Below are 25,252 nucleotides of genomic sequence, written 5' to 3'. Positions count from 1 at the left end.
GTAACTCGGCCTATTGGCCTCACAAAATTTATCGGACATACAAATGGGCCTGTTTCACTTTCTCCTCGTTGTTTTCGCTGTTGTTGCAGCCGCACTTGTCGGTGTCATTCTGATGCAGCGCTCCGAAGGTGGTGGTCTTGGTATGGGTGCAAGCCCATCGGGTCTGATGTCAGCACGCGGGGCAGGGGATTTTCTTACGCGGACAACCGCAATCTTGGCCGCGCTGTTCATCATTCTGGCAATTGCACTGGCTTTTGTTTCGGCAAAGCGCGGAACGCCAGGCAGTATTGATGAAACGCTGGAGCGCGCGACACCTACAACACAGCCAGTTGATCCGTCGGCCCAGCAACCGCAGGCTCCCGCTCAAGCAGCGCCGGCAAGCGGCTCAACTGCACCGGCCACCGAAGTTCCCGTCGACAAATAAGTTTTTTGCATCGTCCTCGATGGCGGTCAGCGACAAATTTATTTCGGTTGGGCCGATTCCGCCCCTTGCCGAATCCCCTAAACTCGTCTTAGGCCTTTCCTCCCATGGCGCGGTACATTTTCATCACCGGCGGCGTGGTCTCCTCGCTTGGCAAAGGTCTTATGGCAGCTTCTCTGGCAGCCCTTTTGCAGGCGCGCGGCTACAAGGTCCGCATTCGTAAGTTCGATCCCTATCTCAATGTCGATCCGGGCACTATGTCGCCCTATCAGCATGGCGAAGTCTATGTTACCGACGACGGAGCGGAGACCGACCTCGACCTAGGGCATTATGAGCGCTTCACCGGCGTTTCGGCGCGGCAATCAGACAATGTAACCTCTGGTCGGATCTATCGTGACATCATCGCTAAGGAACGGCGTGGCGACTATTTGGGCGCTACGGTGCAAGTCATTCCGCACGTTACGAACGAGATCAAGGCGTTTGCTCAGGCCGATGTCGATGGCCTCGATTTCGTGCTGTGCGAAATTGGCGGCACGGTGGGCGATATTGAGTCACTGCCGTTCATCGAAGCGATCCGTCAGATGCGGAATGAGCTCGGGCGTGATCAGACGGTTTTTGTTCATGTCACGTTGGTTCCCTATATCGCGGCAGCAGGCGAGTTGAAAACCAAGCCGACCCAGCACAGCGTCAAAGAACTGACCGCACTCGGTGTGCAACCTGACATTTTACTCTGCCGCTGCGAACATCCGCTTCCTGAAAATGAGCAGGCGAAGATTGCGGCTTTCTGCAACGTGCGCAAGGAAGCCGTTATTCCGGCGCTAGATGCGAAATCCATTTATGCCGTGCCGCTGCAATATCATGCCGAAGGTCTCGACTATGAGGTGCTGCGCGCCTTCGGTATCACACCGGGTGTTGCCCCCGATCTGCGTAGGTGGGAAGATATTCTCGACCGGCAGCAAAATCCCGAAGGCGAGGTTACGATCGGCGTGGTCGGTAAATATGTTGGCCTTGCAGACGCTTACAAGTCATTGAACGAAGCACTGGCGCACGGCGGTTTTGCCAACCGGGTGAAGGTCAACATCAACTGGATAGATGCCGAGTTGTTTGAGAAGGGCGATAGCGATATCGCAGCTGCGCTGGAGCCGATGCACGCGATCCTCGTTCCCGGCGGCTTTGGTGAGCGCGGGTCCGAAGGCAAAATCGCAGCAGTCCGTTTCGCCCGCGAGCGGAAGGTTCCGTTTTTTGGTATTTGTTTGGGCATGCAGATGGCTTGCATCGAAGGTGCACGGAACACGGCTGGCATCGCTGACGCATCCAGTACCGAATTTGGTCCGACCGATGAACCGGTCGTTGGGATCATCACCGAATGGATGACCGAGGAAGGGTTGCAGACCCGTGAAGCGGGCGGCGATCTGGGCGGAACGATGCGGCTCGGCGCGTATGAAGCGCGGCTAGCCGGTAACAGCCATGTGTCTGGCATCTATGGCTCGACTGTTATCTCGGAACGGCACCGCCATCGCTATGAAGTCAACGGCGCATACAAAGAACCGTTGGAAAAAGGCGGCCTGATGTTCTCCGGTATGTCACCTGATGGATTGCTACCCGAAATCGTCGAGCGGCCCGACCATCCGTGGTTCATCGGGGTGCAGTTCCACCCCGAGCTTAAGTCCAAACCTTTTGACCCGCATCCCTTGTTTGCGAGCTTCATCGAAGCTGCAGTTGAGCAGAGCCGTTTGGTTTAGCTGGGCGTCGCCCCGGCGAAGGCCGGGGCCGCTGAAAGTTGAAGCGAAGCTTATCGAAGAAACTCCAGCGGTCCCTGCCTGCGCAGGAACGACGACCCTTGTTTAAGCAGCCTTGCCGCCCTTTTTCTTCTCATCGCTATGTTCAATGATGGTCGGCGTCGTGCCACCGATCAGGATTTTGCGCGGTTTCAGCTCTTCAGGGACCTGACGCTCAAGATGAATGATCAACAAACCATCAGCAAGGTCGGCACCGCGGACGAACACATGGTCTGCAAGCTGGAAGCGGCGTTCGAAATTACGGTTGGCAATGCCAAGATGCAGGAAATCGCGGTTGTCATTGCCATCGACCTTTTTCTGGCCGGCAACCACCAACTGATTCTGCTGCGCCGTAATGTCGATTTCGTCGGGCTTAAAACCTGCGACCGCAATCGTTACCAGATATTCCGTTTCGGAAGTGCGTTCGATGTTGAACGGGGGATAGTTGTCGCCCTGGGTGACTCCGCGAGCATTTTCCAGCATATCAAAAAGACGATCAAAGCCGACAGTATTGCGGCGATAGGGGGTGAAATCAAAACGGTTCATGTCAAATTCTCCTGTTGAGCAATTTGGTTTGGGTGAAAGCCCGCATGCACGGCGCTTTCTTTTCGGTTGAGGGACCGTCTCCGGCTCCCTCACGGATTAGATGGAATGAGAAAGGCAAAAATCAAGGCCGCCCAATAAAAATTGGACGGCCTGATTGACGAAAATTCGTCAGGGTCTCACCGTTTCGCTTTTCGCGAAATCGCGTGGGACCAAATCCCCCTGAACCACGGCCATTCAGCGATGAACCTTATTCAGCATCTGCAAAATGACCTAAATCGGCTCTATCGCAACGATTCTCTGGCTCGGTCGAACGCTTTTTTGCTGAGTGTGTCATCGCTGCAACAATATTGTAATAGAGGCTTTGGCTTGCGCGTACCGATAGCGCCGCCTAAAGGCTTGTCTTGCAACACTATGCCGGAACACTGCCCGACATGATCCTCAATCGATACGAACGCATGATCGCCAGGCGCTATGTGCTGCCGGGCAAAGGCGAGGGTTTCATTTTCCTCGTCGCCACGATCAGTCTGGTCGCCGTCGCACTCGGAGTCGCGGCGCTCATCATCGTGATGAGCGTGATGAACGGTTTTCGCGCCGAACTGTTCGACAAGATTGTCGGTTTGAATGGCCATGCGGTGGTGCAGGGTTATGGTGGGCGATTGGCCGACTGGCGCGAGGTGCTCAAAGATGTGCGCGCGACGCCGGGGGTCACTGAAGCTTCACCATTGATCGAGCAGCCACTACTCGCGACACATGAGGGACGCGTCGAAGCGATCTTGGCTCGCGGCATGGAAGTGCGAGATATTCTCGAAAACCCCACGCTAAAGGGTAAGACTTTGGCAGGTGATATGAAGTTGCTTAGCCCGGGCAGTGAGCGCGTTGCCATCGGTTCGCGCCTTGCGCAAAATTTGGGTGCGCGCCTGGGACAACGCTTGACCATCATTAATCCTGCTGGCCGGACCACGCCCTTTGGCACTGTACCGCGCGAGATTTCCTATGAAATCGCAGCGATCTTTGAGGTCGGCGTTTATGATTATGACAAGGCTTTCGTCATCATGCCGATCGAAGATGCCCAAATCCTGATGCTTATGGGCGATCAGATCGGGATGATAGAGTTGACCACTACTGATCCGGACAAGGTCAATGATATTCTGGCACCCCTACAGCCCAAAATTGCTGACAAGGCGGTGATTGTCGATTGGAAGAGCATGAACGCGTCGTTGTTCGAGGCGCTGGCGATTGAGCGGGTGGCGATGTTCATCGTGCTATCGATCATCGTGCTGGTCGCGGTGTTCAATATTCTGTCGTCGCTGATCATGCTGGTGCGCGCCAAAACGCGCGATATCGCAATTTTGCGGACCATGGGCGCTTCGCGACAATCGCTACTCAAGATTTTCGTCACGGTTGGATTGCTGATTGGCGCAGCAGGTACCGTGGCAGGGCTGATCCTCGGTTTTGTTTTCCTCTTTTTCCGCCAGTCGATTGTAACTGCCATACAGTTTTTGACCGGGCTCGAACTTTGGGATCCCTCGATCCGCTTCCTGACCGAATTACCCTCTCGCACCGATCCATTCGAGGTGCTTGCGATTTGTACATTGGCATTGTTCTTCAGTTTCCTCGCGACGCTCTATCCGGCCTTCAAAGCGGCGGGGACAGATCCGGTTCAGGTGCTTCGCTATGAATAAGATCGTCGCCGAAATGCGTGATGTCCGGCGCAGCTTTACGCAGGGCGATGTCACCATCGATGTATTGCGGGGTGTGAACCTCTCGATTCGCGAAGGTGAACTTGTGGCGTTGCTCGGACCTTCGGGGACGGGCAAGTCAACGCTGCTTCAGGCGCTCGGTTTGCTCGAGGGTGGCTTTACTGGCTCGATCCTGATCGATGGCGAGGAAATGCGCGATGCCGGACCGGACCGTGCAACCGTGGTGCGGAGAGAAAAGCTGGGTTTCGTTTACCAGTTTCATCATTTGTTGCCCGATTTCGACGCTCTTGAAAATGTAACATTGCCACAACTTATCGCCGGAACCCAACCAGAGGAAGCAAAGCAGCGGGCGACAGATTTGCTGTCAACACTTGGCCTCGGCGAACGTCTCGAACATCGCCCGGCGAAGCTATCAGGCGGAGAGCAACAGCGTGTAGCCGTCGCCCGTGCTCTGGCCAATAAGCCGCGCCTTGTGCTCGCGGACGAGCCCACCGGAAATCTCGATGAAAAGACGGCCGACATCGTGCTGTCGGAATTCATGGCGCTGGTGCGGGGCCAAGGATCTGCTGCGCTAGTTGCAACGCATAACGAACGTCTTGCGGCAAAAATGGATCGCGTGGTCCGCCTGCATGACGGGATATTGGAGGAGAAAAACTCATGAACGTACATGATTTCACCGTCGACATGCCTGGCGGCGGCAAGCAAGACATGTCCGAATTCAAAGGCAAAGTGCTGCTGCTGGTGAATACGGCTTCGAAATGCGGCTTTACACCGCAATATAAGGGTCTTGAGCAACTGAACGAAAAATATGCGGACAAGGGTCTGGTGGTCATGGCTTTTCCCTGCAACCAGTTTGGCGCGCAGGAGCCGGGTGACGAGGAGGAGATCAAGAATTTCTGTTCGTTGACCTATGATGTCACCTTCCCGCTGGCAAAAAAGATCGATGTCAATGGGGACAATGCCGATCCGCTATGGAAGCATCTTAAAGACCAGCAAGCAGGCCTGCTCGGCAGCCGTGCGATCAAATGGAACTTCACAAAATTCCTCGTCGACCGCGATGGCAAAGTGGTTGGTCGCTATGGACCGCAAGTGGCCCCCGGTTCGCTCGAAAAGGACATCGAGAAACTGCTGGCTTAATAGCCGCGCAGTCGGTCGGATTTGTCCACAAAATAGCCCGCGCTTTCATTTGCAGAATCGGTGCGATTACCGCACCGTAATTGCATGGCCATTGCACCCTTTGTCCCTTTGCGGGTTTTCTCCGCTTATACGATGCTCGAGGGAGCAATTGAGCCTAAAGCGATAGGCAAATATGCCAAAGGACTTGGCTTTCCAGCCATCGCTATAAGCGATCGTAACGGTCTTTATGGCGTGATGCCGTTCGAGGATGGCTGCCGCGCGGTCGGGGTGCAACCGGTCATGGGACTGATGCTTGGATTGCAGCGTTCACCGGAATTTTCGGGTGGTCAGCCGGTCCGCGATTGGCTCGCGCTCTATGCGCAGGATGAGAAGGGGTATGAGAATCTCTGCCGCCTGACTTCGATGGCGCATCTCGAGCATCCTGACGATAGTGAAGCGCAGGTGACGCTCGCACAACTCGAGGGTCGCACCGAAGGTCTGATAGCATTGACCGCTGCCGGAGAAGGCGGTGTTACACGGTTGTTCGCCGACGGACAGTTCGATAGCGCTGCCGAATATTGCACTCGTTTGCAGGCCCTTTTCCCTGACCGCCTATATGTCGAACTCGCCCGGCGCGGGGATCCGACCGAAGAGGCCGCGGAAGAAGCGCTGATTGCGCTCGCTTATGAACGCGACCTGCCGCTGGTTGCGACCAACCCTGCCTGTTTTGCCGAACCCGATTTCTATCCGGCGCATGATGCGATGCTCTGCATTTCGGATGGCGAATATGTCGAAAATGACGATCGGCGGAAAAGCAGCCCGCATGCATGGATCAAGACCTGGCAACAAATGTCAGAATTGTTTTCCGATGTGCCGGAAGCACTGGCCAACACACTTGTCGTTGCCCAGCGTTGCGGGGTCGGCGCACCGAAGCGCAAGCCGATCCTGCCGAGCCTTGCGGGCAACAGGGATGCGGAGGAACAGCAGCTTCGCGACGATGCGCGCGAAGGCCTGGTTGCCCGGCTTGAGCAGGCCGGCATCATCGACGAAGAATTCCGCAAACCCTATTTTGAACGCCTTGAATTCGAATGCGACGTCATCTGTTCGATGGGTTTTCCCGGCTACTTCCTGATTGTTGCCGACTTTATCAAATGGGCCAAGTCGCATGATATCGCGGTAGGGCCGGGCCGTGGTTCGGGTGCAGGTTCGGTGGTTGCTTGGGCGCTAACGATCACAGATCTTGACCCGCTGCAGCTCGGCCTCCTTTTCGAACGCTTCCTCAATCCCGAACGCGTTTCGATGCCGGACTTCGATATCGACTTCTGCGAAACCCGCCGCGGTGAAGTGATCCGTTATGTGCAGGAAAAATACGGCCGCGATCAAGTCGCGCAGATAATCACATTTGGTAAGCTAAAGGCGCGCGCTGTGCTTCGCGACACCGGTCGCGTGCTGCAGATGAGCTATGGTCAGGTTGACCGGCTGTGCAAGCTGGTGCCCAACCATCCCACCGACCCTTGGGACCTGGAACGTGCCCTGGGCGGTGTTCCCGAATTGCGTGAGGAATACCGTCGCGACGAACAGGTTAAACGTCTGTTCGATCTTGCCATGAAACTGGAAGGTTTACCCCGTCACAGTTCGACGCATGCTGCGGGCGTAGTAATCGGCGATCGGCCGCTATCCGAACTGGTACCGCTCTATCGCGATCCGCGTTCGGACGTTCCCGTAACGCAGTTCGACATGAAATTTGTCGAGGCGGCGGGGCTGGTCAAGTTCGACTTCCTCGGCTTGAAGACGCTTTCGGTGCTACAAAAGGCGGCGCAAATGCTGGCCAAGCGTGGGATCATAGTTGAGTTCGACAAGCTGACACTCGACGATCCGGCAACTTATGAACTGCTGCAGTCGGGCGACACAGTAGGCGTGTTCCAGCTGGAGTCCGAAGGCATGCGCCGCACTCTTGCTGCGGTGCGGCCGACCAATTTCGGTGACATTATTGCGCTGGTCTCGCTCTACCGTCCTGGTCCGATGGATAACATCCCGATGTTCGGCCGCCGTAAAAATGGCGAAGAGAAGATTGAGTATCCGCACCCGCTGCTGGAAGGAATTCTCGCCGAAACATATGGGATTTTCGTTTATCAGGAACAAGTCATGCAGGCCGCGCAAATACTTGCGGGTTATTCGCTTGGCGGAGCAGACTTGTTACGCCGCGCGATGGGTAAGAAGATCCAATCGGAGATGGATGAGCAGCGTGCGATTTTCGTCGCAGGCTGTGCCGAGCACAATAATATCGACGCGGCGAAGGCCAATGAACTGTTCGATTTGATCGATAAATTTGCAGGCTATGGCTTCAACAAGTCGCACGCGGCGGCCTATGCGCTCTTGTCATACCACACAGGCTGGCTGAAACGACATCATCCCGAAGCCTTTTACGCAGCGTCTATGTGCTTTGACATGCATCAGACCGACAAGCTTGCAATTTTTGTCGATGACATGCGGCGCATGGGCACACACTGCCTGCCGCCCTCAATTAACCACAGTGACGCCGAATATAGCGTTGAAGAATGCGATCAGGGTCTGGCAGTGCGTTACGCCTTGGCAGGCATAAAAAATGTCGGTGAGAAGGCGATGGAAGCGCTGGTTATCGAGCGCGAGGCCAATGGGCCGTTCAAGGATCTGGATGATTTCGCCAATCGCGCCGATCCGGCCCAAATCAACCGGCGTAGCCTTGAAAATCTGGCATCTGCCGGGGCGTTTGACGAATTTGTCGGCAATCGGGCATCAGTATTCGGCGGGATCGAAACCATACTTGCCACAGCCCAGTCGGCACGCGAGCAGCGTGAAAGCGGTCAGGGCGGGTTGTTTGGAGGCGAAGCTGATGCAGGTGTCGGCCAGATGCGCCTTCCCAATGCAGAGAAGTGGTCAGTTGCCGAAACGATGGAGCATGAGCGCGAAGCATTCGGTTTCTATTTCTCTGCCCACCCAATTTCGCAATTTACCCAGATAGCGGCAAGCCATGGCGCGCGCAGCTTTCTAGAAACCATAGACTGCGGACCAATTCCGGAAGGTAGCCGCAAATCGGGCACGATGGCGGCAATGGTGCAGTCTGTGAAATGGCGCGAATCCCGTCGGGGCAACCGCTTCGTTCAAGCCGAGTTTTCGGACAGCAGCGGCCAGTTTCAGGCGAGCTGCTTTGACGAGGGCGTCTGTGCCAGCCTCGCCGAATGGGTGAAAAGCGCTGAATGCTTATTACTCAACGTGGAAATGGATCTGCCGCCGGGTGAGGAGATCCCGCGCATTGCCATACGTAGCGCAAAACCGCTCGCTGGGCTGGTGTCCAATACCCAGTTCAAGATGCTGCTCGATATCGGCAGCGCCGATGCCTTTATTAGACTGCAAGACTTGATCCTTCCGCTCGGGGGCGGACGTGGCGAGGTCGTAGCGCGCACCCGCACTGCCAATGGCAAGACCGCCGATATCGTACTAGGACGCAAATTCAGGCTTGACGTGGAGCTGGTCGAGAAGGTCAAAGAAATACAAGGCGTCGAGAATGTGGAACTCGCGCCGGTCAAACCGCATCTGATGAGCGTCCGCTGACAATATAGCGGGCAGGGGAGAGAAAAATGCTGGGTGGAATGCAGGATTGGGACCTGAGGGTCACACATCTGATTGACTATGCCGAACGCGAACATGGCACCCGCGAAATTGTGACGCGCTGGGCCGATGGCAGCATCGAACGCACCAACTGGGCCAATGTCGCGTCTGAAGCGCGCAAGATGGCGCAGGCTTTTGTAGGCATGGGACTGAAACCGGCAGATCGTGTCGCAACCTTTGCAATGAACCACCACCGTCATCTTGCCGCCTGGTATGGTGCGATTGGCTGCGGCGGTGTGATCCACACTGTGAACGTCCGGTTGTTTGATGAAGACCTTATCTACATCATGAACCATGCCGAGGATAAGGTGCTGCTCTATGATGCGCAGTTCCAGCCCGTCATTGACCGGCTGAAGCCGCATTTGAAGACAGTGGAGCATTATATCGTCTTCGACAGTGCGCAGTATGAAGAATGGCTCGGCGCGCAGGACGGCAATTTCGACTGGGTCTGGGGTGACGAGCGCGACCCGTGCATGCTCTGCTATACGAGCGGCACGACCGGCAATCCGAAGGGTGTATTATACCAGCATCGCTCAACCATGCTGCACGCCATGGCGGAGGTAGCGCCGACCATCTTCAACCTTTCGATGACTGCGGCTTTATTGCCGATCGTCCCAATGTTCCATGCTGCGAGCTGGGGCCTGCCTTTTGCGGGTGCGATGGCTGGCGTGAAGTTCGTTTTTTCCACCACAAACGAAGCAGCCGTACTGCATAAACTGATGCTCGACGAAGGCGTCACCCACAGCGCTGGCGTACCCACGGTGTGGCTTGCGATGTTCCAGCACCTCGATGCTGAAAAGGCTGCAGGGCGCCGCTATGACCTTGGCAAATTACAATTGGTGACCATTGGAGGCACGGCGGCTCCCCGCATGATGATCGAGCGGCTGATGACACAAGGTGTGCGTGTTGCTCACGCTTGGGGCATGACGGAAACCTCTCCGATCGGCACGATGGGTGCACCCATCCCGGGCTGGGATGAAATGACGCTCGACCAGCAGATCGACGTTGTTTCAAAACAGGGCAAAATCCCATTCGGTGTCGAACTGCGCGTTATCGATAAGGACGGCAATGTCGCTCCGCGCGATGGCACCACCGAAGGCGCGCTTCAAATTCGCGGGCCATGGGTGATTAAGCGCTATTTCAAGGCCGAGACCGATGCCGTCGATGGGGAGCAATGGTTCGATACTGGTGACGTCTCGGTCATCCATCCGAATGGCACGATGCAGATTACCGATCGCGTCAAGGACGTCATCAAGTCGGGCGGCGAATGGATCAGTTCGGTTGAACTGGAAAATGCAGCTGTGGGCTGCCCTGGTGTAGCGCAGGCCGCAGCCATCGGTGTCTATCACCCCAAGTGGGATGAGCGGCCAATCATTGTTGCGGTGAAAAAGCCCGAGGCGGAGACGCTGACCGAAACCGATGTGATAGATTACCTCAAGGAACGTATCGCCAAATGGTGGCTGCCGGATGAGGTGCATTTCGTCGACAGCATGCCGATCACGGGCACGGGCAAAATCCAGAAGGCGGAACTGCGCAAGCAATACAAGGATTACAAACTGCGGAGCCTCGGCTGATGTCTGCCGAGGCGCATGTCGATCCGACGCGTGAGGCATTCAACGCCTTCAAAGCGTTGCCGCGCGATGTGCCGATCCAGATGCTCAACCTGATCCGTTATCGCGATCTTGCCGCCTATCCGGAAGGTCACGAAAATGCCGCCAAGGGCTGGACAGGCGAGCGCGCCTATCAGGAATATGGTAAAACCAGCGGACCTATCTTCCAGCGCGTGGGGGGAAGCGTCCTTTGGCGCGGCGCCTTTCAGACCGTACTGACTGGTCCTGCCGACGAGCATTGGGACGCAGCTTTCATCGCGCAATATCCCAACGCCGGAGCGTTTCTGGAGATGGTCACCGACCCCGATTATCGCCTGGCTGTGGTCAATCGCCAAGCTGCGGTGCAAACGAGCCGACTTATTCGTTTCGCACCGATGGAAGGCGATTCCGGCAGCTTCAGCTGAAACTGCAACCTAAGGATTCGTCACCGACACGGCTTTCAGATATTCATAAAGCGCGTCTACCTCTCGCGGCGTGAACTGGCTGTATCGGCCGCGCGCGACGCCGCTCATCAATTGCAATTCCCGATTACCCGCAGCCTTGCCGGTTTTCATGAGTTTGACGAAATCGGCTTTGTCATAGGCAGCAACCATGCGGATATCAGGGCGCGGAGGCGCGCCAGGATAGGGAGTTCCGCCGCGCAGATCCATGCCATGACATTCCGCGCAAGTTGCGCGTGCGATGTAGCGGCCCAGTCTGTGCTGCGGGCCTGCATCTGGCGGAAAAGTGCCAGCTCTCAATTTTGCCTCGGCCGCACTTGATCTGTAGATGCCTTGCTTGATCTCTTTCAACGCTCCTTCGAGCAATATAGGCCTCGGGTGACTTTTTCCCGTGGGCGGTACACCTCTTAGATATGTGGTCAGTGCGACCAGATCGGTTTCGGACAATTCTGAGAACAGGAAGGAGGGCATATCCCACAATTCGTTTCCATCGTAACGATAGCCTTTTTGAAGGGTTCGGCGGAAAGCCGCGTCGTCATATATTTTCATCTCTACCGACAGATTTGACGTCCAAACGATTGCAAAACCGGGTGCACTCCAATCTTTGCCCGCCAGATTTGAATCATGACAACCCGTGCATCCAAGAACACCGGCAATACGTCGGCCGTGCGCTGCCTCGCTGTGTGATTGGTTGTCGAAACGGATAGCTTGCTGCTTTTGAGGGCTGCAGCCTGTCACAAAAGTGATTGCTAGCAAACATAACACAAATCTGTGCATTTTACTTCTCCCCAGCGGGAAGCGTAACATTAGGCAGACTGCGAGTATAGGGTGTCAGAACAGCGCCAGTTGTCCGTCGCAGCGGGGCGGAATGAACAGGTCGCTGCGCAATTCTATCCTTGTCTGGTTTAGTCCGGCCTTTCGCGCAGCGATTCTAAAACGGTTCCTGATCAAATCAGCCCAAGGTCCCGACCCGCGCATGCGCTGGAAAAAGTTCGGATCGTTGTCTCTGCCTTCACGGATTGAGCGAACAATCGACATAACCTTGCCTGCTCGGTCGGGAAAATGCACTTGCAGCCAATCCTGAAATAAAGGTGCGACTTCATGTGGCAAGCGAAGCGGAATCCAGCTTGCGGTTTTCGCGCCAGCGTCTGCCGCTCGCTCTATGATAGAGTCGATTTCATGGTCGTTTATCGCGGGAATGATAGGTGCGACATTGACGTGAGTGGGGATGCCTGCGGTCGCCAGCTCTTTAATTGCCGCCAATCGCTTCTCCGGGCGAGGTGCGCGCGGTTCTAAAATCCGGTGCAAAGCCGGATCGAGCATGGTCACCGAAATTGCTACAGCCACCAACCCCTTCGTCGCCATGGGTGCCAGTAAATCGATATCCCGCAGGATACGGTCAGACTTTGTCGTGATAGTTAGCGGATGATTGGCCTCTGCCAGTACTTCGAGGCATTGGCGCATGATTCTCCATTCGCGTTCAATGGGCTGATAGGCGTCTGTGTTCGTGCCAAAGGCAATGGGTGTCGGTACATGCCCCTTGCGCCCGATTTCCTTACGCAGCAAGCTCGCTGCATCGGGTTTGGCGAACAGGCGGCTTTCAAAATCAAGCCCTGGCGACATGTCATGATAGGCATGGGTAGGCCGGGCATAGCAATAGATGCATCCATGTTCGCAGCCACGATAGGGGTTGACCGATTTGTCGAATGGGATGTCAGGAGATGTATTACGGGCAAGGATGGATTTTGGACGTTCCGACGTCACTTGCGTTCTCAGTGGGGCAGTGCCTCCGTCAATCTCTTCGCGTTCATCCAGCCAATCGCCATCCGCCTCCCGCGAATTCAGATTGAAACGCGAAGGGGAGGTGTTGGCAGGCGCGCCTCGTCCCGCCACAAAATCCGGGTAACAGCTTTTCGGCACCCGGAAAGGGTAACATCAAGCATGGAACAAATAAAGAACAATTATTGTTCGCGCAGCCGAGGCATCAGTTCAACGAAGTTGCACGGCTTATGACGGCTGTCGAGCTGGTGGACCAGAATCTTGGTCCAGCCATCTTTCACCGCACCGTTCGAACCAGGCAGGGCAAAGATATAGGTACCGCGAGCCAGCACCGCACAGGCGCGGCTCTGGATGGTGGAAGTGCCGATGGTTTCATAGCTTAGCATACGGAAAAGCTCGCCAAATCCAGGTATGTCTTTGCTCTTTACGCGGTCGAGCGCCTCGGGCGTGATGTCGCGTCCGGTAAGACCGGTACCGCCGGTCAAGATAACGCAGTCAACATATTCGGTGTCGATAAAGCCGTGCAGCCGCGCGACTAGTTTTGACACATCATCGCGTTCGATAACCCGATCAACCAATTGATGTCCGGCGTCGACGATAAATTCAGCGAGCAAATCTCCGCTCGTGTCATTTTCATAAGTGCGCGTGTCGGATACCGTAATCAAAGCGATATTGACGGGTTTGAACGTCTTGGTTTCATCGAGCGGCAATGCTTCCTCCATGGCTTGAGGTGCGAACCATGCGGACCGTTGAGACACGTCCTTGATTGGGCACTGTTGGCCATAGATACTGTGCCAGCCCCTTCATGCTGCCGCCATTTTTACCGCTCTGGATTTCGTACATCCAGTAATTACGCAGGATAATTGCAACATAACCTCGCGTTTCCCAATAGGGGATGGATTCAATGAACAACAATGGATCGCCATTGTCGCGGATTTCATTGTTCCAGCGGGTGACCGGCGCAGGTCCAGCGTTGTAGGCGGCGATGACTTTAGGCAGTAGCCCCCCCGTCGCGTTCAAATCGCGCAGTTTTTCAATATAGCTTTGGCCATATTCAAGATTTACCGCCGGCCGGTCGAGATCACTTGCGGAAAGGTACGCTCCGCGTGCACGGGCCATTTCCTGAGCGGTTGTCGGTTTGACCTGCATTAGGCCTCGAGCGCCAGCACCGCTGATAACCGAGGTGCGGAAGGCCGATTCCTGCAAGGTATGTGCGTACACCAGTGCCGGATCAATGCGCCAACCACCGCTAGGTTGCCAACTTGGTAAGGGATAGCGCGCCATCGGATCCAAATTTTCACCACGTGGCCCGTAGTGCCCCATCCACAATTGGGTGGCAGGCAGGTTCAATGCTCCAGCCAATCGGGCGAGCGCCGCATGTTGGCGTTCGTCCCCGATACGCGCCTGATGACGCAGGGCTTCATCCGCCAGTTCGTTTTTTCCAATGGCGGATAACGCAATGGCTGCCCGCACATTGTCCGTTCCAGTAACCTGTTTCCAATCGGGCGCTGTGCGGCGTACGGTTTTTGATGCCACGGGTTCCATGCCAAGTGCTTCGGCCGCCAACAGACCGTAAAACGTTTCCTGCATACGGGCCGCCGCTTGCAAACGTGGCTGAACCTGCTGCGGCTGGCGCGCCGCAACTGCTGCACGGCTGCTCCAGAACAGGGCAGCAGCTTTCAATTCTTCATTGTCGGTGGCACGAGAAACGCGGTCAAATGAAGCAAAAGCTTCTTTGTGGTCACCCAATCGCCAGTCCGCGAGCGCGTGCACCCATTCCGCCTGCGTTCCCCATTCCCCGCCAGCGGCGCGGGCCACACCAGCTACCCGGCGGGCATTGGCATCATCATTTTCGATATAATAGGACCAAGCAACACGATAGCGAAGCTCGGTGAGCGCACGGATGTCCAGACTGCTGGCTTGTGCTTCGAGCAGAGATTCGGCACCGGACGGATTGTCTGCCTTGATTTCGACCTGCAACTTGTCACGCAGCGTCGCAGCGGCAGGGCTTGCATCCGGTAAGTCGCGCTTTGGCGCACTACCCAGGAAGGAAAAGCGCTTTGTACCGGGTCGTATTGGCAGGTCGCTTGCACCACGCTTCGACGCCATTTTCTCAAGCCTTTCAGCCTGCGGCAACCACGGGGCGTCATTTAACAATGACTGCAGCTGGCTCGCTTCTACTTTGGGGCTACCGGCCGCCAAATAAAGTTCGGCGCGTGCGATGTGCGCCAACGGACCTTTTGGTGCAGCATCAATCAGCTTGCTCGCTTCTGACCAGCTTTTTCCATCTATCGCGGCGAAAATAGCGGAAAACGACTGCTTATCCTTGGCGCTGGGTTGCCCGCCAATCTGCTCCAACGCATCCGGCGCTACAGCTTGACGAACAGTGTCGGCAGTTCCGGCCCAAGCAGGCGACGCCAAGACAACGACCGATGTTACCATTAACGATAGGGGAGAGCGGATAAACAAGCGCTTGATCACACAATATCTCTCTTCACGATCCGCTGTAAATCTTTCCAGGCCTGTGCTTTCAAAATCGGACGGGCCAAAAGAGTTCGCGGATGAAAAGTTGCTACAGCCGTCAAATTGCGGCCATCTTGGTTAAATTCCGGTAAATTTGAGCGTGCCTCCATCAGTTCCTTGCCTAAAAGGATTTCCGAAACTGCAGTGCCGAGCAATAGCATCCGTTTGGGTTGCACGATTTTGATTTGGTGTCGGGCAAAGTCAGCCAGCAAATTTGCATCCTGTTTTGGCAAAGCCCCGCTAGCAGGACGACTGTGCGCCAAAGCCGCCAAATGGACTTCTCCGATCGAATAACCACAAGCAGACAGCATGGCCTGCAACAGTTTACCGACGGCGCCGTGCCCCAATTCTCCAGCTATTATGTCCTCAGATTCGGGAAAATCGGTTAAAATCATCAAATCGGCTTGCGCAATTCCAACAGGAACAGCACGCGCTGGCCCATATCCGTTGCCTGGCATTGAAGGATCAGTTGCAATCGCTTTCTGAAATGAAGCAAATTCATCCGGCCAAACTGGGTTTGACGCCACTAAAGGAGTAGACAGCGGAGACCGCAGAATTTCGGCTGCAGGGACCTTGGGCATCGAACGAGGTTCATCTGCATCTGCAAGCCAATTAGTCGGTTCAGCCTGGCACAGATAATCAACACCGGCATCGCGCCACCAGCTGTGGATCGAGTCTGCGAGTATTTTTCCCCTGTCCTGCGGTGCGACCTGCATGTTTCGCAACAGTCACCGGTTGACGCGCAGGTCAATTGCTTGGCATGGCGAATCCTGTCAGTTGAGGGAAAATCAAGACGGTCCGATAAACCGGGCCGAGGAAGGATGAGTGGAGATGAGTGAAAGGGAGTCGATGCCATATGACGTGGTGATCGTCGGCGGTGGACCTGCAGGCCTTTCGGCGGCAATCCGCCTGAAACAGATTAACCCCGAAACCACAGTCTGCATCCTCGAAAAAGGATCGGAAATCGGCGCACATATCCTGTCTGGCGCGGTATTTGACCCCAAGGCGATTGACGAACTTTTGCCTGATTGGAAAGAGCAAGGCTGCCCAATGGCAGAGGTTCCGGTCACCGAGAACCACCACTGGGTATTATCGCGCGGCGGCCATATGGCGATCCCGCATTTGTTCACCCCGGGCTGGATGCATAACAAAGGTACCTACACCGGTTCGCTCGGCAATTTGTGCCGCTGGTTAGGAACCCAAGCTGAAAATCTCGGAGTCGAAATCTTCCCAGGCTTCCCGGCCGCCGAGATCCTGTACAATGACGATGGTTCGGTAAAGGGTGTCGCAACTGGCGATATGGGCGTAGCGCGTGATGGCAGCCATAAGCCCGATTATATGCCCGGCATGGAACTGCACGCAAAATATACCCTTTTTGCAGAGGGTGCGCGCGGACATCTCACAAAGCAGCTGAAGTCAAAATATGATCTTGAGCGTGATTGCCAACCGCAGGTTTACGGTATTGGCATGAAGGAATTGTGGGATATTGAGCCCGAAAAACACAAACCGGGCAGGGTAATCCATACGCAAGGCTGGCCACTTTCTCAAACAGAAAGCTGGGGCGGGGGCTTCCTCTATCACCAGGCGAACGGTCAGGTGGCGCTCGGTTTCGTGGTTGCGCTGGATTACACAAACCCACACGTCTTCCCATTCGAGGAATTCCAGCGCTGGAAGCAGCACCCGGAAATCCGCAAAATACTGGAAGGCGGAAAGCGCGTCTCTTATGGCGCTCGCGCAATCAACGAAGGCGGATGGCAATCGGTACCGAAGCTCGCTTTTCCGGGGGGCGCGCTGATTGGTTGCTCTGCTGGTTTCGTCAATGTTCCCCGTATCAAAGGCAGTCATACCGCGATGAAATCAGGCATGCTGGCCGCAGAAAGCATCTCGGCTGCGCTGTCGGCGAGTCGCGAGCATGACGAGTTGTCGGATTATCAAGCCAATCTCAACGAAAGCTGGATCGCGACTGAGCTCAAGCTGGTGAAAAATGCCCAGCCTGCAATCGCCAAATATGGTGAAACCTACGGCACCATCTTCGCAGGTGTCGATATGTGGATGCGGACGTTGAAGATCGGCCTGCCGATCGAGATGAAGCATCATGCTGACAATGAAGCACTTGGACGCAAGGACCTGTATCAGCCCGTTAATTATCCAAAACCCGATGGTGTGATCAGCTTTGACCGGCTTTCATCGGTGTTTCTTTCAAACACCAATCATGAGGAAGACCAGCCCTGCCATTTGCAGCTCAAAGACCCCGAGGTGCCCATCACGGTTAACCTCGCGCTCTATGATGCACCGGAAACGCGCTATTGCCCGGCAGGTGTTTATGAAATCGTCGGTAAGGATGAAGGGCAACCGCGCCTTCAGATAAATGCGCAAAACTGCGTCCACTGCAAAACTTGCGACATCAAGGACCCGACGCAGAATATCAACTGGGTGACGCCCGAGGGCGGAGGTGGCCCCAATTATCCGAACATGTAGGCGCTATTCGCTGGCAATATTGCTGCTGTGTTCCGCACCATCGTTGGCGGCACCAGAGCCAAGTGACCTGTATTGGGATGCGCAGCGCCTCGAACTTGCGGGCCAGGGCGACGCAGCGTTGAAAAGCTATGCAAAATTGCTGGCGCGCAGCCCCGATAGTGAGGCGGCGGCCAGCAACCTTTTGGCCGCAGCAGTGCGCGAAGGCAACTTCGCCGATGCGCTGACCGCCATACGCTTTGGGCAGAAGGCGCAAACGACCGATAGCGATGCTCCCTTGCTGGGGTTTGTCGATGCGTTTCGCCGGAAAAAATGGGGCGAGGCGAGTGCGGCGGTTGCCGAACTCGAAGCAAAGCGCGATTTTGCTTTCATGGCACCCATGCTGAATGGCTGGCTGAACGTAGCCCAAGGGCGCGCATCGGGTTTTTCTGCGTCCCAATTGATGACAGGCGGGCTCACAGCATATTATGGCGACGACCAGTTGGTGTATTTCGATCTCGCGGAAGGGAATATCGCCCAAGGTAAACTCCGGCTGCGCAATTTCAGGGGGTATGACGAACCCCATGGTCGCTTCCTTGCAGGCCATGCAATGGGCGAATTCGCGCGTTCAGGAGATCAGGAATTTGCCTCTGCCCTTGGCCGTCAAATTGGCTTGGAGCAGGGCAATTACGTTACTTCGAAAGTAACAGCTGATATCGGCCTTGCGATGATGTTCGCCCGTCTTGCGATTGCGTTGGACGAACAGAAGCAACCACAAAATGCTTTGTATTTTGCGCGTCTTGGCCAGTGGATTGCGCCAACAAGCGATGCGGCGAAACTGTCACTGGCGGAGCTTCTTCAGCGTCAGGGCCTCAACCAAAAGTCGTCGGCCATACTGAAAACCATCGCTCCCAATTCACCATTCTGGTTTCAATCAGTAGTTAATCAAACGCAGTTGGCGGATACCCCGGATATGGCTGTGGCAGTTGCCAAAACCGCACTTGATGCACAGCCAAAATCAGCACAACTAAAATTGCTATACGCCCAACGTTTGGAACAAGCAGGACAGCGCGAACAAGCCATTCCTGTTTATCGTAGCTTGCTTGACTTGAACGCTACGGAAGGTGGCGGTTCGATCCGCGCGATGCACCTATTGCTGCTGGCATCCGCTCTGGATGCCGGTGGTGACTGGAATGGTGCACAAAAAGCCCTTGAGGAGGCCCTCTTGCTCGCGCCAAGGAACGCTCAAGTCTTGAACTATCTGGGCTATTCGTTGCTGGAGCGGCGCATCGATGTGAAGCGTGGTTTTGAACTGGTGTCGAAAGCTTATGAACTTGCGCCGCAATCGGCAGCAATTACCGATTCCCTCGGTTGGGCGCACTTTCTAAAGGGTGAATTCGACATTGCCATTCCATTACTCGAAGCAGCCGTAAAGTCGGCAATAGGCGATGTCGCAATCAATGAGCATTTGGGGGACGCTTACTGGTCAGTAGGTCGCAAATCTGAAGCACGTTTCGCCTGGAAGGCTGCGGCGCTGGCAGCTGAAGGTGATGTGGCAGTGCGTTTGACCCGAAAAATCGACTTTGGCTGGACCAAAGAGACGGCCGCACCCTAAGCCGATGCTGTTCAGCGAAACTGCCTACGCCAAAATCAACCTTGCGCTGCATGTCCGGCGACGGCGCGAGGATAGCTATCACGAACTGGAAACGCTTTTTGCTTTTGCGAAAGATGGTGACCTTTTGACAGCGGAGCCGGCAGATACGCTTTCACTTTCGATCACCGGGCCGTTTGCCGAGGGTTTGGAGGCAGATGACTCCAATCTGGTTTTGCGCGCTGCAAAGGCGCTTCAGGTGGCCAGTGGGACGAGGCAAGGGGCGACAATCAAGCTCGACAAGCGCCTGCCTGTAGCCGCGGGAATTGGCGGTGGTTCGGCTGACGCCGCAGCCGCATTACGCCTTCTGACGCGACTGTGGGAAGTCGCTATTCCCGATGCAATGATGCACGAAATCGCGATCGATCTTGGCGCAGATATTCCGGCATGCCTGCAGTCGCAGACCGTTTTCGGCAGCGGCGTTGGTGAAAAGCTTACCGCATTGATTGTCCACGACATCGCTGGCACACCGATCCTGCTCGTCAATCCTTTGAAGCCATGTCCGACCGGTCCGGTCTTCAAAGCGTGGGACAGGGTTGATTGGGGGGCGCTAGAAGTGCAGGACTGGCGGCATGCCCGCAATGATCTGGAAGCGCCGGCGATCGGGTTAGTTCCGGAAATCGCTGAGGTGATTGCTCAGCTTCAGGTGCAACCGGGCGTCACGTTCGTGCGTATGTCAGGTTCCGGTGCGACTTGCTTTGCGCTTTTCGATTCGTTGGACCAAAGGGATGGAGCCGCACAAGCCATATCAGCAACGAGGCCGGACTGGTGGTTGCTGCCAACGGTGCTGCGATGAATGACGCTTGGAAACTGATCGGTGAACCCAAGGCAGGTGGCATCCTGGTTGTCAGCGATCATGCGTCTAACCGCGTTCCGGATGATATCGATCTGGGCATCGATCCGACCTTGCTGCAGCAGCACATTGCCATCGACATAGGCGTGGCAGGCCTGGCCGAAATCATGTCAGAAAGTGCAGGCTATGCGGCGTTTCTCGGCAATGTCAGCCGTCTGGTTTGCGATTTCAACCGGGAGGAACATCAACCTGCGGCGATTCCGATCGCCAGCGATGGACATGCGATACCGGGAAACGCCCTCGACCATGAAGCGTATGAGGCGCGCCTCCATCGCTTTTTCAGGCCTTATCATTCAAAACTCGCCGAATTGCTGGAACAGCATCGGCCTGTGCTGACACTCTCGCTGCACAGCTTCACTCCGCAATTGGAAAGTCATCCAGAGAAGCAACGACCTTGGCAGGTTGGCGTTTTGTATAACGAGGATGACGGCGCAGCACGGATCGCAATTCCGCTGCTTAAGGCAGAGGGCCTGTGCGTTGGCGACCAGCAACCCTATTCAGGCAAACTGCTCAACGCGACGATGAACCGCCATTGCGAAGCTCATGGTAGGCCCTATCTGGGTATCGAAATCCGGCAGGACCAGATACGAGACACAATGGGGCAGTCTGTATGGGCAGAACGCCTTGTGCGGATTTGCAACGAAGTGGCGTTGAAACTGCGGGCTTAGCGCTGTAAGGCGCCTGCAAACGCCATTTTGGTGAAATAATATTACAGGAGTCTCCCTCATGCCCGCCCTTCGTTCGCGCACCTCTACCCATGGCCGCAATATGGCAGGTGCCCGCGGCCTTTGGCGCGCAACGGGCATGAAGGATAGCGACTTCGGCAAGCCGATTGTTGCGGTGGTCAACAGCTTTACCCAGTTTGTGCCGGGGCACGTCCATTTGAAGGATCTCGGCCAGATGGTTGCGCGCGAGATCGAGGCTGCGGGAGGCGTTGCCAAGGAATTCAACACCATCGCCGTCGATGATGGCATCGCGATGGGGCATGACGGGATGCTTTATTCTCTGCCCAGCCGCGACCTGATTGCCGACAGTGTCGAATATATGGTCAACGCGCATTGCGCCGACGCTATGGTCTGCATTTCGAACTGCGACAAGATCACGCCCGGTATGTTGATGGCGGCGCTGCGTATCAACATTCCCGTAGTTTTCGTTTCCGGCGGGCCAATGGAGGCGGGCAAGGTCATCCTGAAAGGCAAGGAAGTCGCGCTCGATCTTGTCGATGCGATGGTTGCCGCTGCCGACGAAAAATATAGTGACGAGGAAGTTGCAACCATTGAGCGCTCGGCTTGCCCGACCTGCGGTTCCTGTTCAGGCATGTTTACCGCCAATTCGATGAACTGCCTGACCGAGGCGCTGGGGCTTTCGCTCCCCGGCAATGGTTCGACACTTGCGACCCACGCTGATCGTAAGCAACTCTTTCTGGAGGCAGGCCGACTTTCAGTCGAACTGTGCCGCCGCTATTATGAGCAAGAAGACGAGAGCGTCCTGCCGCGCAACATAGCCAGCTTTGAAGCTTTCGAAAATGCCATGAGCCTGGATATCGCGATGGGCGGTTCGACCAATACGGTGCTGCACCTGCTGGCTGCTGCCTATGAAGGTGGAATCAATTTCACCATGTCGGATATTGATCGGCTGTCGCGAAAAGTGCCATGCCTTTCAAAAGTGGCCCCTGCAAAAAGCGATGTGCATATGGAAGATGTCCATCGCGCTGGCGGGATAATGGCAATTCTCGGTCAGCTTGACCGTGCGGGCCTGATTCACCGGCATCTTCCCACGGTCCATAGCCGGACGATGGGGGAAGCACTCGATAAGTGGGATATTTCGCGCACAAGCGACCCGGATGTGCAGAATTTCTTCAAGGCAGCACCAGGTGGCGTTCCAACACAAACCGCCTTTAGCCAATCGCGTCGGTGGACGGATCTGGATCTCGACCGCGAGAAGGGCGTTATCCGATCTGCAGAACATGCCTTTTCGAAAGATGGTGGTTTGGCTGTGTTGAACGGCAATATCGCACTTGATGGCTGCATCGTGAAAACGGCAGGCGTGGATGAGAGTATCCTGAAGTTTACGGGCCCCGCCAAGGTCTATGAAAGCCAGGACGCGGCGGTAACCGCGATTTTGACCGGCCAGGTTGAGGCTGGCGATGTCGTGGTCATCCGCTATGAAGGGCCGAAAGGCGGGCCGGGAATGCAGGAAATGCTTTACCCGACAAGCTACCTTAAATCCAAGGGCCTGGGTGCAGCTTGCGCACTCCTCACCGATGGTCGCTTTTCGGGCGGTACCTCGGGGCTTTCTATTGGCCATGTTTCCCCTGAAGCGGCGGAAGGTGGCACAATCGGGCTGGTTGAAAATGGCGATATTATCGAAATCGACATCCCCAACCGCTCAATCCATCTGGCAGTCAGCGAAGACGAGCTTGCCCGTCGCAGGGTGGCGCAGGATGCCAAGGGCTGGCGACCGGCGAAGGAACGTCCGCGCAAGGTTTCGGTCGCATTGCAGGCTTATGCAGCGATGACGACCAGTGCGGCGCGCGGCGCGATCCGCGACGTATCCCAACTTGTCAGCAAACCGCGCGGATAGCCGACCAAAAGCAGGGTTAATGCGCTAGAGGCTGAATGCTGAAGCCGTTATAGATGGCGCATGAAGCCTTTATTCTATCGTCTTGCTTTCGCTTTTGCAGGCAGCGCCGCACTTGCGGCCTGCGGTGGAGAGTCAGCAGAACAATCGGGTGGCGCAGCCTCTACAGCAAATAAAGTTGAATGCGCGCTCGCCGGCAAAAGTGCATTTGCGCGCGAATGCTCGACCGAAACCATGCCGGGCGAGAATGGCAAGATGCTCGTTATTCGCCATCCCAATGGCGGATTTCGTCGTTTCAACATTCTCACCGATGGCCGCGGGCTCTCCCCGGCTGATGGATTTGACGAAACGACCATCAATCTGATCGGTGGCGGGATGATCGAAGTCAGGTCAGGCGATGACAAATATCGCCTGCCTGCGGACATCAAAGCATCGTCGCAGAAATAGCCCAGCGGGCTTGCTTAGCTTGGCCCGCACGGGCAAGGCGCTGTTGTGAACAATATTGACGAAATCATCCGCATAGCCTCACGTGGTGATGGTGTGACCGCCGACGGTAGGCATGTGCCCTTTGCAGCGCCGGGCGATAGCCTGAATCCGGGCGGCGGGCTGATCCACGGCCCGCACCATATTGACCCGCCATGTCCGCATTTCCAGCTATGCGGTGGGTGCCAGTTGCAGCATTTGGACGAAGAGGTTCTCAAGACTTTTGTGCAGGACCGCATCGTCCATGCGCTATCGGCGCAGGATCTGGCGCTCCCCGAATTCATGCCGGTGCATATCTCTCCTCCACATAGCCGACGACGTGTTGCAGTGCGGTCTGCATGGGCTGGCAAGCAATTCCAATTAGGCTTCAGTTCGGAAAAGAGCCACCGTATCGTGGACCTCAAGCAATGCGACATCATGGCACGGGAGCTTTTCGCGGTGCTCGAACCGCTGAGAGCCTTTCTTGCGCCGCGCATCGGGCCCAAGCGAAATGTCGAGATCAAGCTGGCACTGGTTGATCAGGGCGTCGATGTCCTGATCGAACAATGGTCGCCCGAAGGTCTGGAAACGCACGAAGCGCTGACCGACTTTGCAACTGCAAACAATCTGGCACGGCTTTCAACCGACGATGGCTACGGCCCGACGACCTATTGGGAGCCTGAACCAGCTACAGTCACATTGGGTGGCATTGCTGTGGCCTATCCGCCTTATGGCTTCCTGCAGGCCACTCTGGATGGCGAACAGGCATTGTCTTTGGCAGTGCAAGCGATTGTTGGCGAGGCCAAGCTGGTGGCAGATCTGTTTTCCGGACTTGGAACCTTTGCCTTTGCCGTTGTTCAGGGCCGCAAGGTGTTCGCTGCAGAAGCTGAACGGGCGGCGCTGCTGTCGATGAAGGCGGCGGCAAGCAAGGCTGGCCTGTCGCTGTTCGCAGAGCACCGTGACCTATTCCGGCGGCCATTGACGACAGCAGAACTTAATCGTTTCGGTGCCGTTATCCTCGACCCACCAAGGGCTGGTGCGCGTGAACAGGTTGCCGAACTTGCGAAATCGGATGTGTCGAAGATCGCCTATGTAAGCTGCAACCCATCCAGCTTTGCACGCGATGCAAAGACACTAATTTCAGGTGGCTTCAGGCTTCAGCGGATATGGCCTGTCGGGCAATTTCGCTGGTCAACTCATGTCGAACTGGCGGGCGAATTCACCCGCCAGTGACTTTCAAATCAATGAAATACTGCCAATATGGCGTGCAGCACCAGCGCCATCAGCGCGAGTGACGACAAGGCGAACAACAGGAAGCGAACCGCGACCTTGTTGACCAGCGACTGCCACAGGCTGTGCGCGATGCGCAGGCCCACATAGGCCCATGCGATAGTGGCGTTCAGGCCATCACCCTGACCAATCATGGCCAGCAACAGGGCTACCGCATAAAACACCGTCGGCGCTTCGTGCAGGTGATTATAATTATGTGCCTTCCACTGGATGTTGCCGGGAAGCAGACCTTCCAGTTTCGAGCCCGTCCAACCCACATCAGCACCCGGTGTGGCATCCTTGGGCAATTTGTTGATCGCAGGGATGCGCGTGGCGTACATCCATATCCACATCAGCATCGTCCAGCCCGCGAGTACCGCGACCGGTTTCAGAATTTCTGCATGTTCCATAGTTACTCCTCC

Annotated in this window: 22 protein-coding genes; 15 read left to right on the top strand and 7 right to left on the bottom strand. The window is 55.8% G+C overall.

What is annotated here, in order from left to right; translation table 11 throughout:
• Positions 1-43: 43 nt before the first annotated feature.
• Both secG and DXH95_RS05870 read left to right on the top strand, forming a co-directional pair.
• Complete coding sequence (gene secG / locus DXH95_RS05875) at positions 44-424, top strand: preprotein translocase subunit SecG (protein ID WP_476712787.1); 381 nt, start codon at positions 44-46, stop codon at positions 422-424.
• A gap of 104 nt (positions 425-528) precedes the next feature.
• Positions 529-2,163: a CTP synthase gene (locus tag DXH95_RS05870; protein ID WP_115548465.1), complete on the top strand. Its 1,635-nt coding sequence runs from the start codon at positions 529-531 to the stop codon at positions 2,161-2,163.
• A gap of 102 nt (positions 2,164-2,265) precedes the next feature.
• Here the strand turns inward: DXH95_RS05870 and DXH95_RS05865 are convergent, their stop codons facing one another.
• Positions 2,266-2,745 carry an Hsp20 family protein gene (locus DXH95_RS05865; RefSeq protein WP_115548464.1) on the bottom strand — a complete coding sequence of 160 codons (480 nt, stop codon included), beginning with the start codon at positions 2,743-2,745 and terminating at the stop codon, positions 2,266-2,268.
• A gap of 431 nt (positions 2,746-3,176) precedes the next feature.
• Here DXH95_RS05865 and DXH95_RS05860 point away from each other — a divergent pair, with 431 nt between their 5' ends.
• From DXH95_RS05860 to DXH95_RS05835, 6 genes are all read left to right on the top strand, one after another.
• On the top strand, positions 3,177-4,427 hold the full coding sequence (locus tag DXH95_RS05860) for a lipoprotein-releasing ABC transporter permease subunit (RefSeq protein WP_115548463.1): 1,251 nt from the start codon (positions 3,177-3,179) through the stop codon (positions 4,425-4,427).
• On the top strand, positions 4,420-5,106 hold the full coding sequence (locus DXH95_RS05855; protein ID WP_115548462.1) for an ABC transporter ATP-binding protein: 687 nt from the start codon (positions 4,420-4,422) through the stop codon (positions 5,104-5,106). Before DXH95_RS05860 ends, DXH95_RS05855 begins: the two co-directional genes overlap by 8 nt.
• Positions 5,103-5,582: a glutathione peroxidase gene (locus tag DXH95_RS05850; protein ID WP_115548461.1), complete on the top strand. Its 480-nt coding sequence runs from the start codon at positions 5,103-5,105 to the stop codon at positions 5,580-5,582. The genes DXH95_RS05855 and DXH95_RS05850 overlap by 4 nt, the downstream gene beginning before the upstream one ends.
• An 84-nt stretch (positions 5,583-5,666) precedes the next feature.
• A complete protein-coding gene (gene dnaE / locus DXH95_RS05845; protein ID WP_115548460.1) occupies positions 5,667-9,152 on the top strand; it encodes a DNA polymerase III subunit alpha in 3,486 nt (1,161 codons plus the stop codon).
• Positions 9,153-9,178: 26 nt separating this feature from the next.
• Positions 9,179-10,783: a long-chain fatty acid--CoA ligase gene (locus DXH95_RS05840; protein ID WP_115548459.1), complete on the top strand. Its 1,605-nt coding sequence runs from the start codon at positions 9,179-9,181 to the stop codon at positions 10,781-10,783.
• Positions 10,783-11,223, top strand: a complete 441-nt coding sequence (locus tag DXH95_RS05835) for a DUF1330 domain-containing protein (protein WP_115548458.1) — start codon at positions 10,783-10,785, stop codon at positions 11,221-11,223. Before DXH95_RS05840 ends, DXH95_RS05835 begins: the two co-directional genes overlap by 1 nt.
• Positions 11,224-11,232: 9 nt before the next feature.
• Here DXH95_RS05835 and DXH95_RS05830 read toward each other — a convergent pair whose 3' ends face one another.
• From DXH95_RS05830 to DXH95_RS05810, 5 genes are all read right to left on the bottom strand, one after another.
• Positions 11,233-11,808, bottom strand: coding sequence for a c-type cytochrome (locus tag DXH95_RS05830; protein ID WP_181883584.1), 576 nt, complete (start codon positions 11,806-11,808; stop codon positions 11,233-11,235).
• 282 nt (positions 11,809-12,090) lie between these two features.
• Positions 12,091-13,152 (bottom strand): PA0069 family radical SAM protein, encoded by a 1,062-nt coding sequence (locus tag DXH95_RS05825; protein ID WP_115548456.1) that lies wholly within the window; start codon positions 13,150-13,152, stop codon positions 12,091-12,093.
• 68 nt (positions 13,153-13,220) lie between these two features.
• On the bottom strand, positions 13,221-13,748 hold the full coding sequence (moaB, locus tag DXH95_RS05820) for a molybdenum cofactor biosynthesis protein B (RefSeq protein WP_115549425.1): 528 nt from the start codon (positions 13,746-13,748) through the stop codon (positions 13,221-13,223).
• A complete protein-coding gene (locus tag DXH95_RS05815) occupies positions 13,735-15,459 on the bottom strand; it encodes a lytic transglycosylase domain-containing protein (protein ID WP_239016554.1) in 1,725 nt (574 codons plus the stop codon). The genes moaB and DXH95_RS05815 overlap by 14 nt, the downstream gene beginning before the upstream one ends.
• A 56-nt stretch (positions 15,460-15,515) precedes the next feature.
• A complete protein-coding gene (locus DXH95_RS05810) occupies positions 15,516-16,277 on the bottom strand; it encodes a uracil-DNA glycosylase family protein (protein WP_115548454.1) in 762 nt (253 codons plus the stop codon).
• Positions 16,278-16,392: 115 nt separating this feature from the next.
• Here DXH95_RS05810 and DXH95_RS05805 point away from each other — a divergent pair, with 115 nt between their 5' ends.
• The 7 genes from DXH95_RS05805 to DXH95_RS05775 are packed head-to-tail and all read left to right on the top strand — an operon-like array spanning position 16,393 to position 24,794.
• Positions 16,393-18,039, top strand: a complete 1,647-nt coding sequence (locus DXH95_RS05805) for an electron transfer flavoprotein-ubiquinone oxidoreductase (protein WP_115549424.1) — start codon at positions 16,393-16,395, stop codon at positions 18,037-18,039.
• A 43-nt stretch (positions 18,040-18,082) separates the two neighbouring features.
• A complete protein-coding gene (locus DXH95_RS05800; RefSeq protein WP_115548453.1) occupies positions 18,083-19,630 on the top strand; it encodes a tetratricopeptide repeat protein in 1,548 nt (515 codons plus the stop codon).
• 4 nt (positions 19,631-19,634) lie between these two features.
• The gene (locus tag DXH95_RS05795) at positions 19,635-20,462 is read left to right on the top strand and encodes a 4-(cytidine 5'-diphospho)-2-C-methyl-D-erythritol kinase (protein WP_115548452.1); all 828 of its coding nucleotides are present in this window, start codon (positions 19,635-19,637) and stop codon (positions 20,460-20,462) included.
• Positions 20,459-21,187, top strand: coding sequence for an N-formylglutamate amidohydrolase (locus tag DXH95_RS05790; protein WP_115549423.1), 729 nt, complete (start codon positions 20,459-20,461; stop codon positions 21,185-21,187). Before DXH95_RS05795 ends, DXH95_RS05790 begins: the two co-directional genes overlap by 4 nt.
• A gap of 58 nt (positions 21,188-21,245) precedes the next feature.
• Positions 21,246-23,102 (top strand): dihydroxy-acid dehydratase, encoded by a 1,857-nt coding sequence (ilvD, locus tag DXH95_RS05785; RefSeq protein ID WP_115548451.1) that lies wholly within the window; start codon positions 21,246-21,248, stop codon positions 23,100-23,102.
• Between the two features lie 60 nt (positions 23,103-23,162).
• Positions 23,163-23,546 carry a hypothetical protein gene (locus tag DXH95_RS05780; RefSeq protein ID WP_115548450.1) on the top strand — a complete coding sequence of 128 codons (384 nt, stop codon included), beginning with the start codon at positions 23,163-23,165 and terminating at the stop codon, positions 23,544-23,546.
• Between the two features lie 45 nt (positions 23,547-23,591).
• The gene (locus tag DXH95_RS05775) at positions 23,592-24,794 is read left to right on the top strand and encodes a class I SAM-dependent RNA methyltransferase (RefSeq protein ID WP_115548449.1); all 1,203 of its coding nucleotides are present in this window, start codon (positions 23,592-23,594) and stop codon (positions 24,792-24,794) included.
• Positions 24,795-24,802: 8 nt separating this feature from the next.
• On the opposite strand, the gene DXH95_RS05770 is transcribed toward DXH95_RS05775, so the two are convergent.
• The gene (locus DXH95_RS05770; protein ID WP_115548448.1) at positions 24,803-25,240 is read right to left on the bottom strand and encodes an MAPEG family protein; all 438 of its coding nucleotides are present in this window, start codon (positions 25,238-25,240) and stop codon (positions 24,803-24,805) included.
• Positions 25,241-25,252 lie beyond the last annotated feature (12 nt).

Source organism: Sphingorhabdus pulchriflava, from assembly GCF_003367235.1.
In the GTDB taxonomy this organism is placed as follows: Bacteria; Pseudomonadota; Alphaproteobacteria; order Sphingomonadales; family Sphingomonadaceae; genus Sphingorhabdus_B; species Sphingorhabdus_B pulchriflava.
This window is presented reverse-complemented; position numbering and strand designations above follow the sequence as displayed.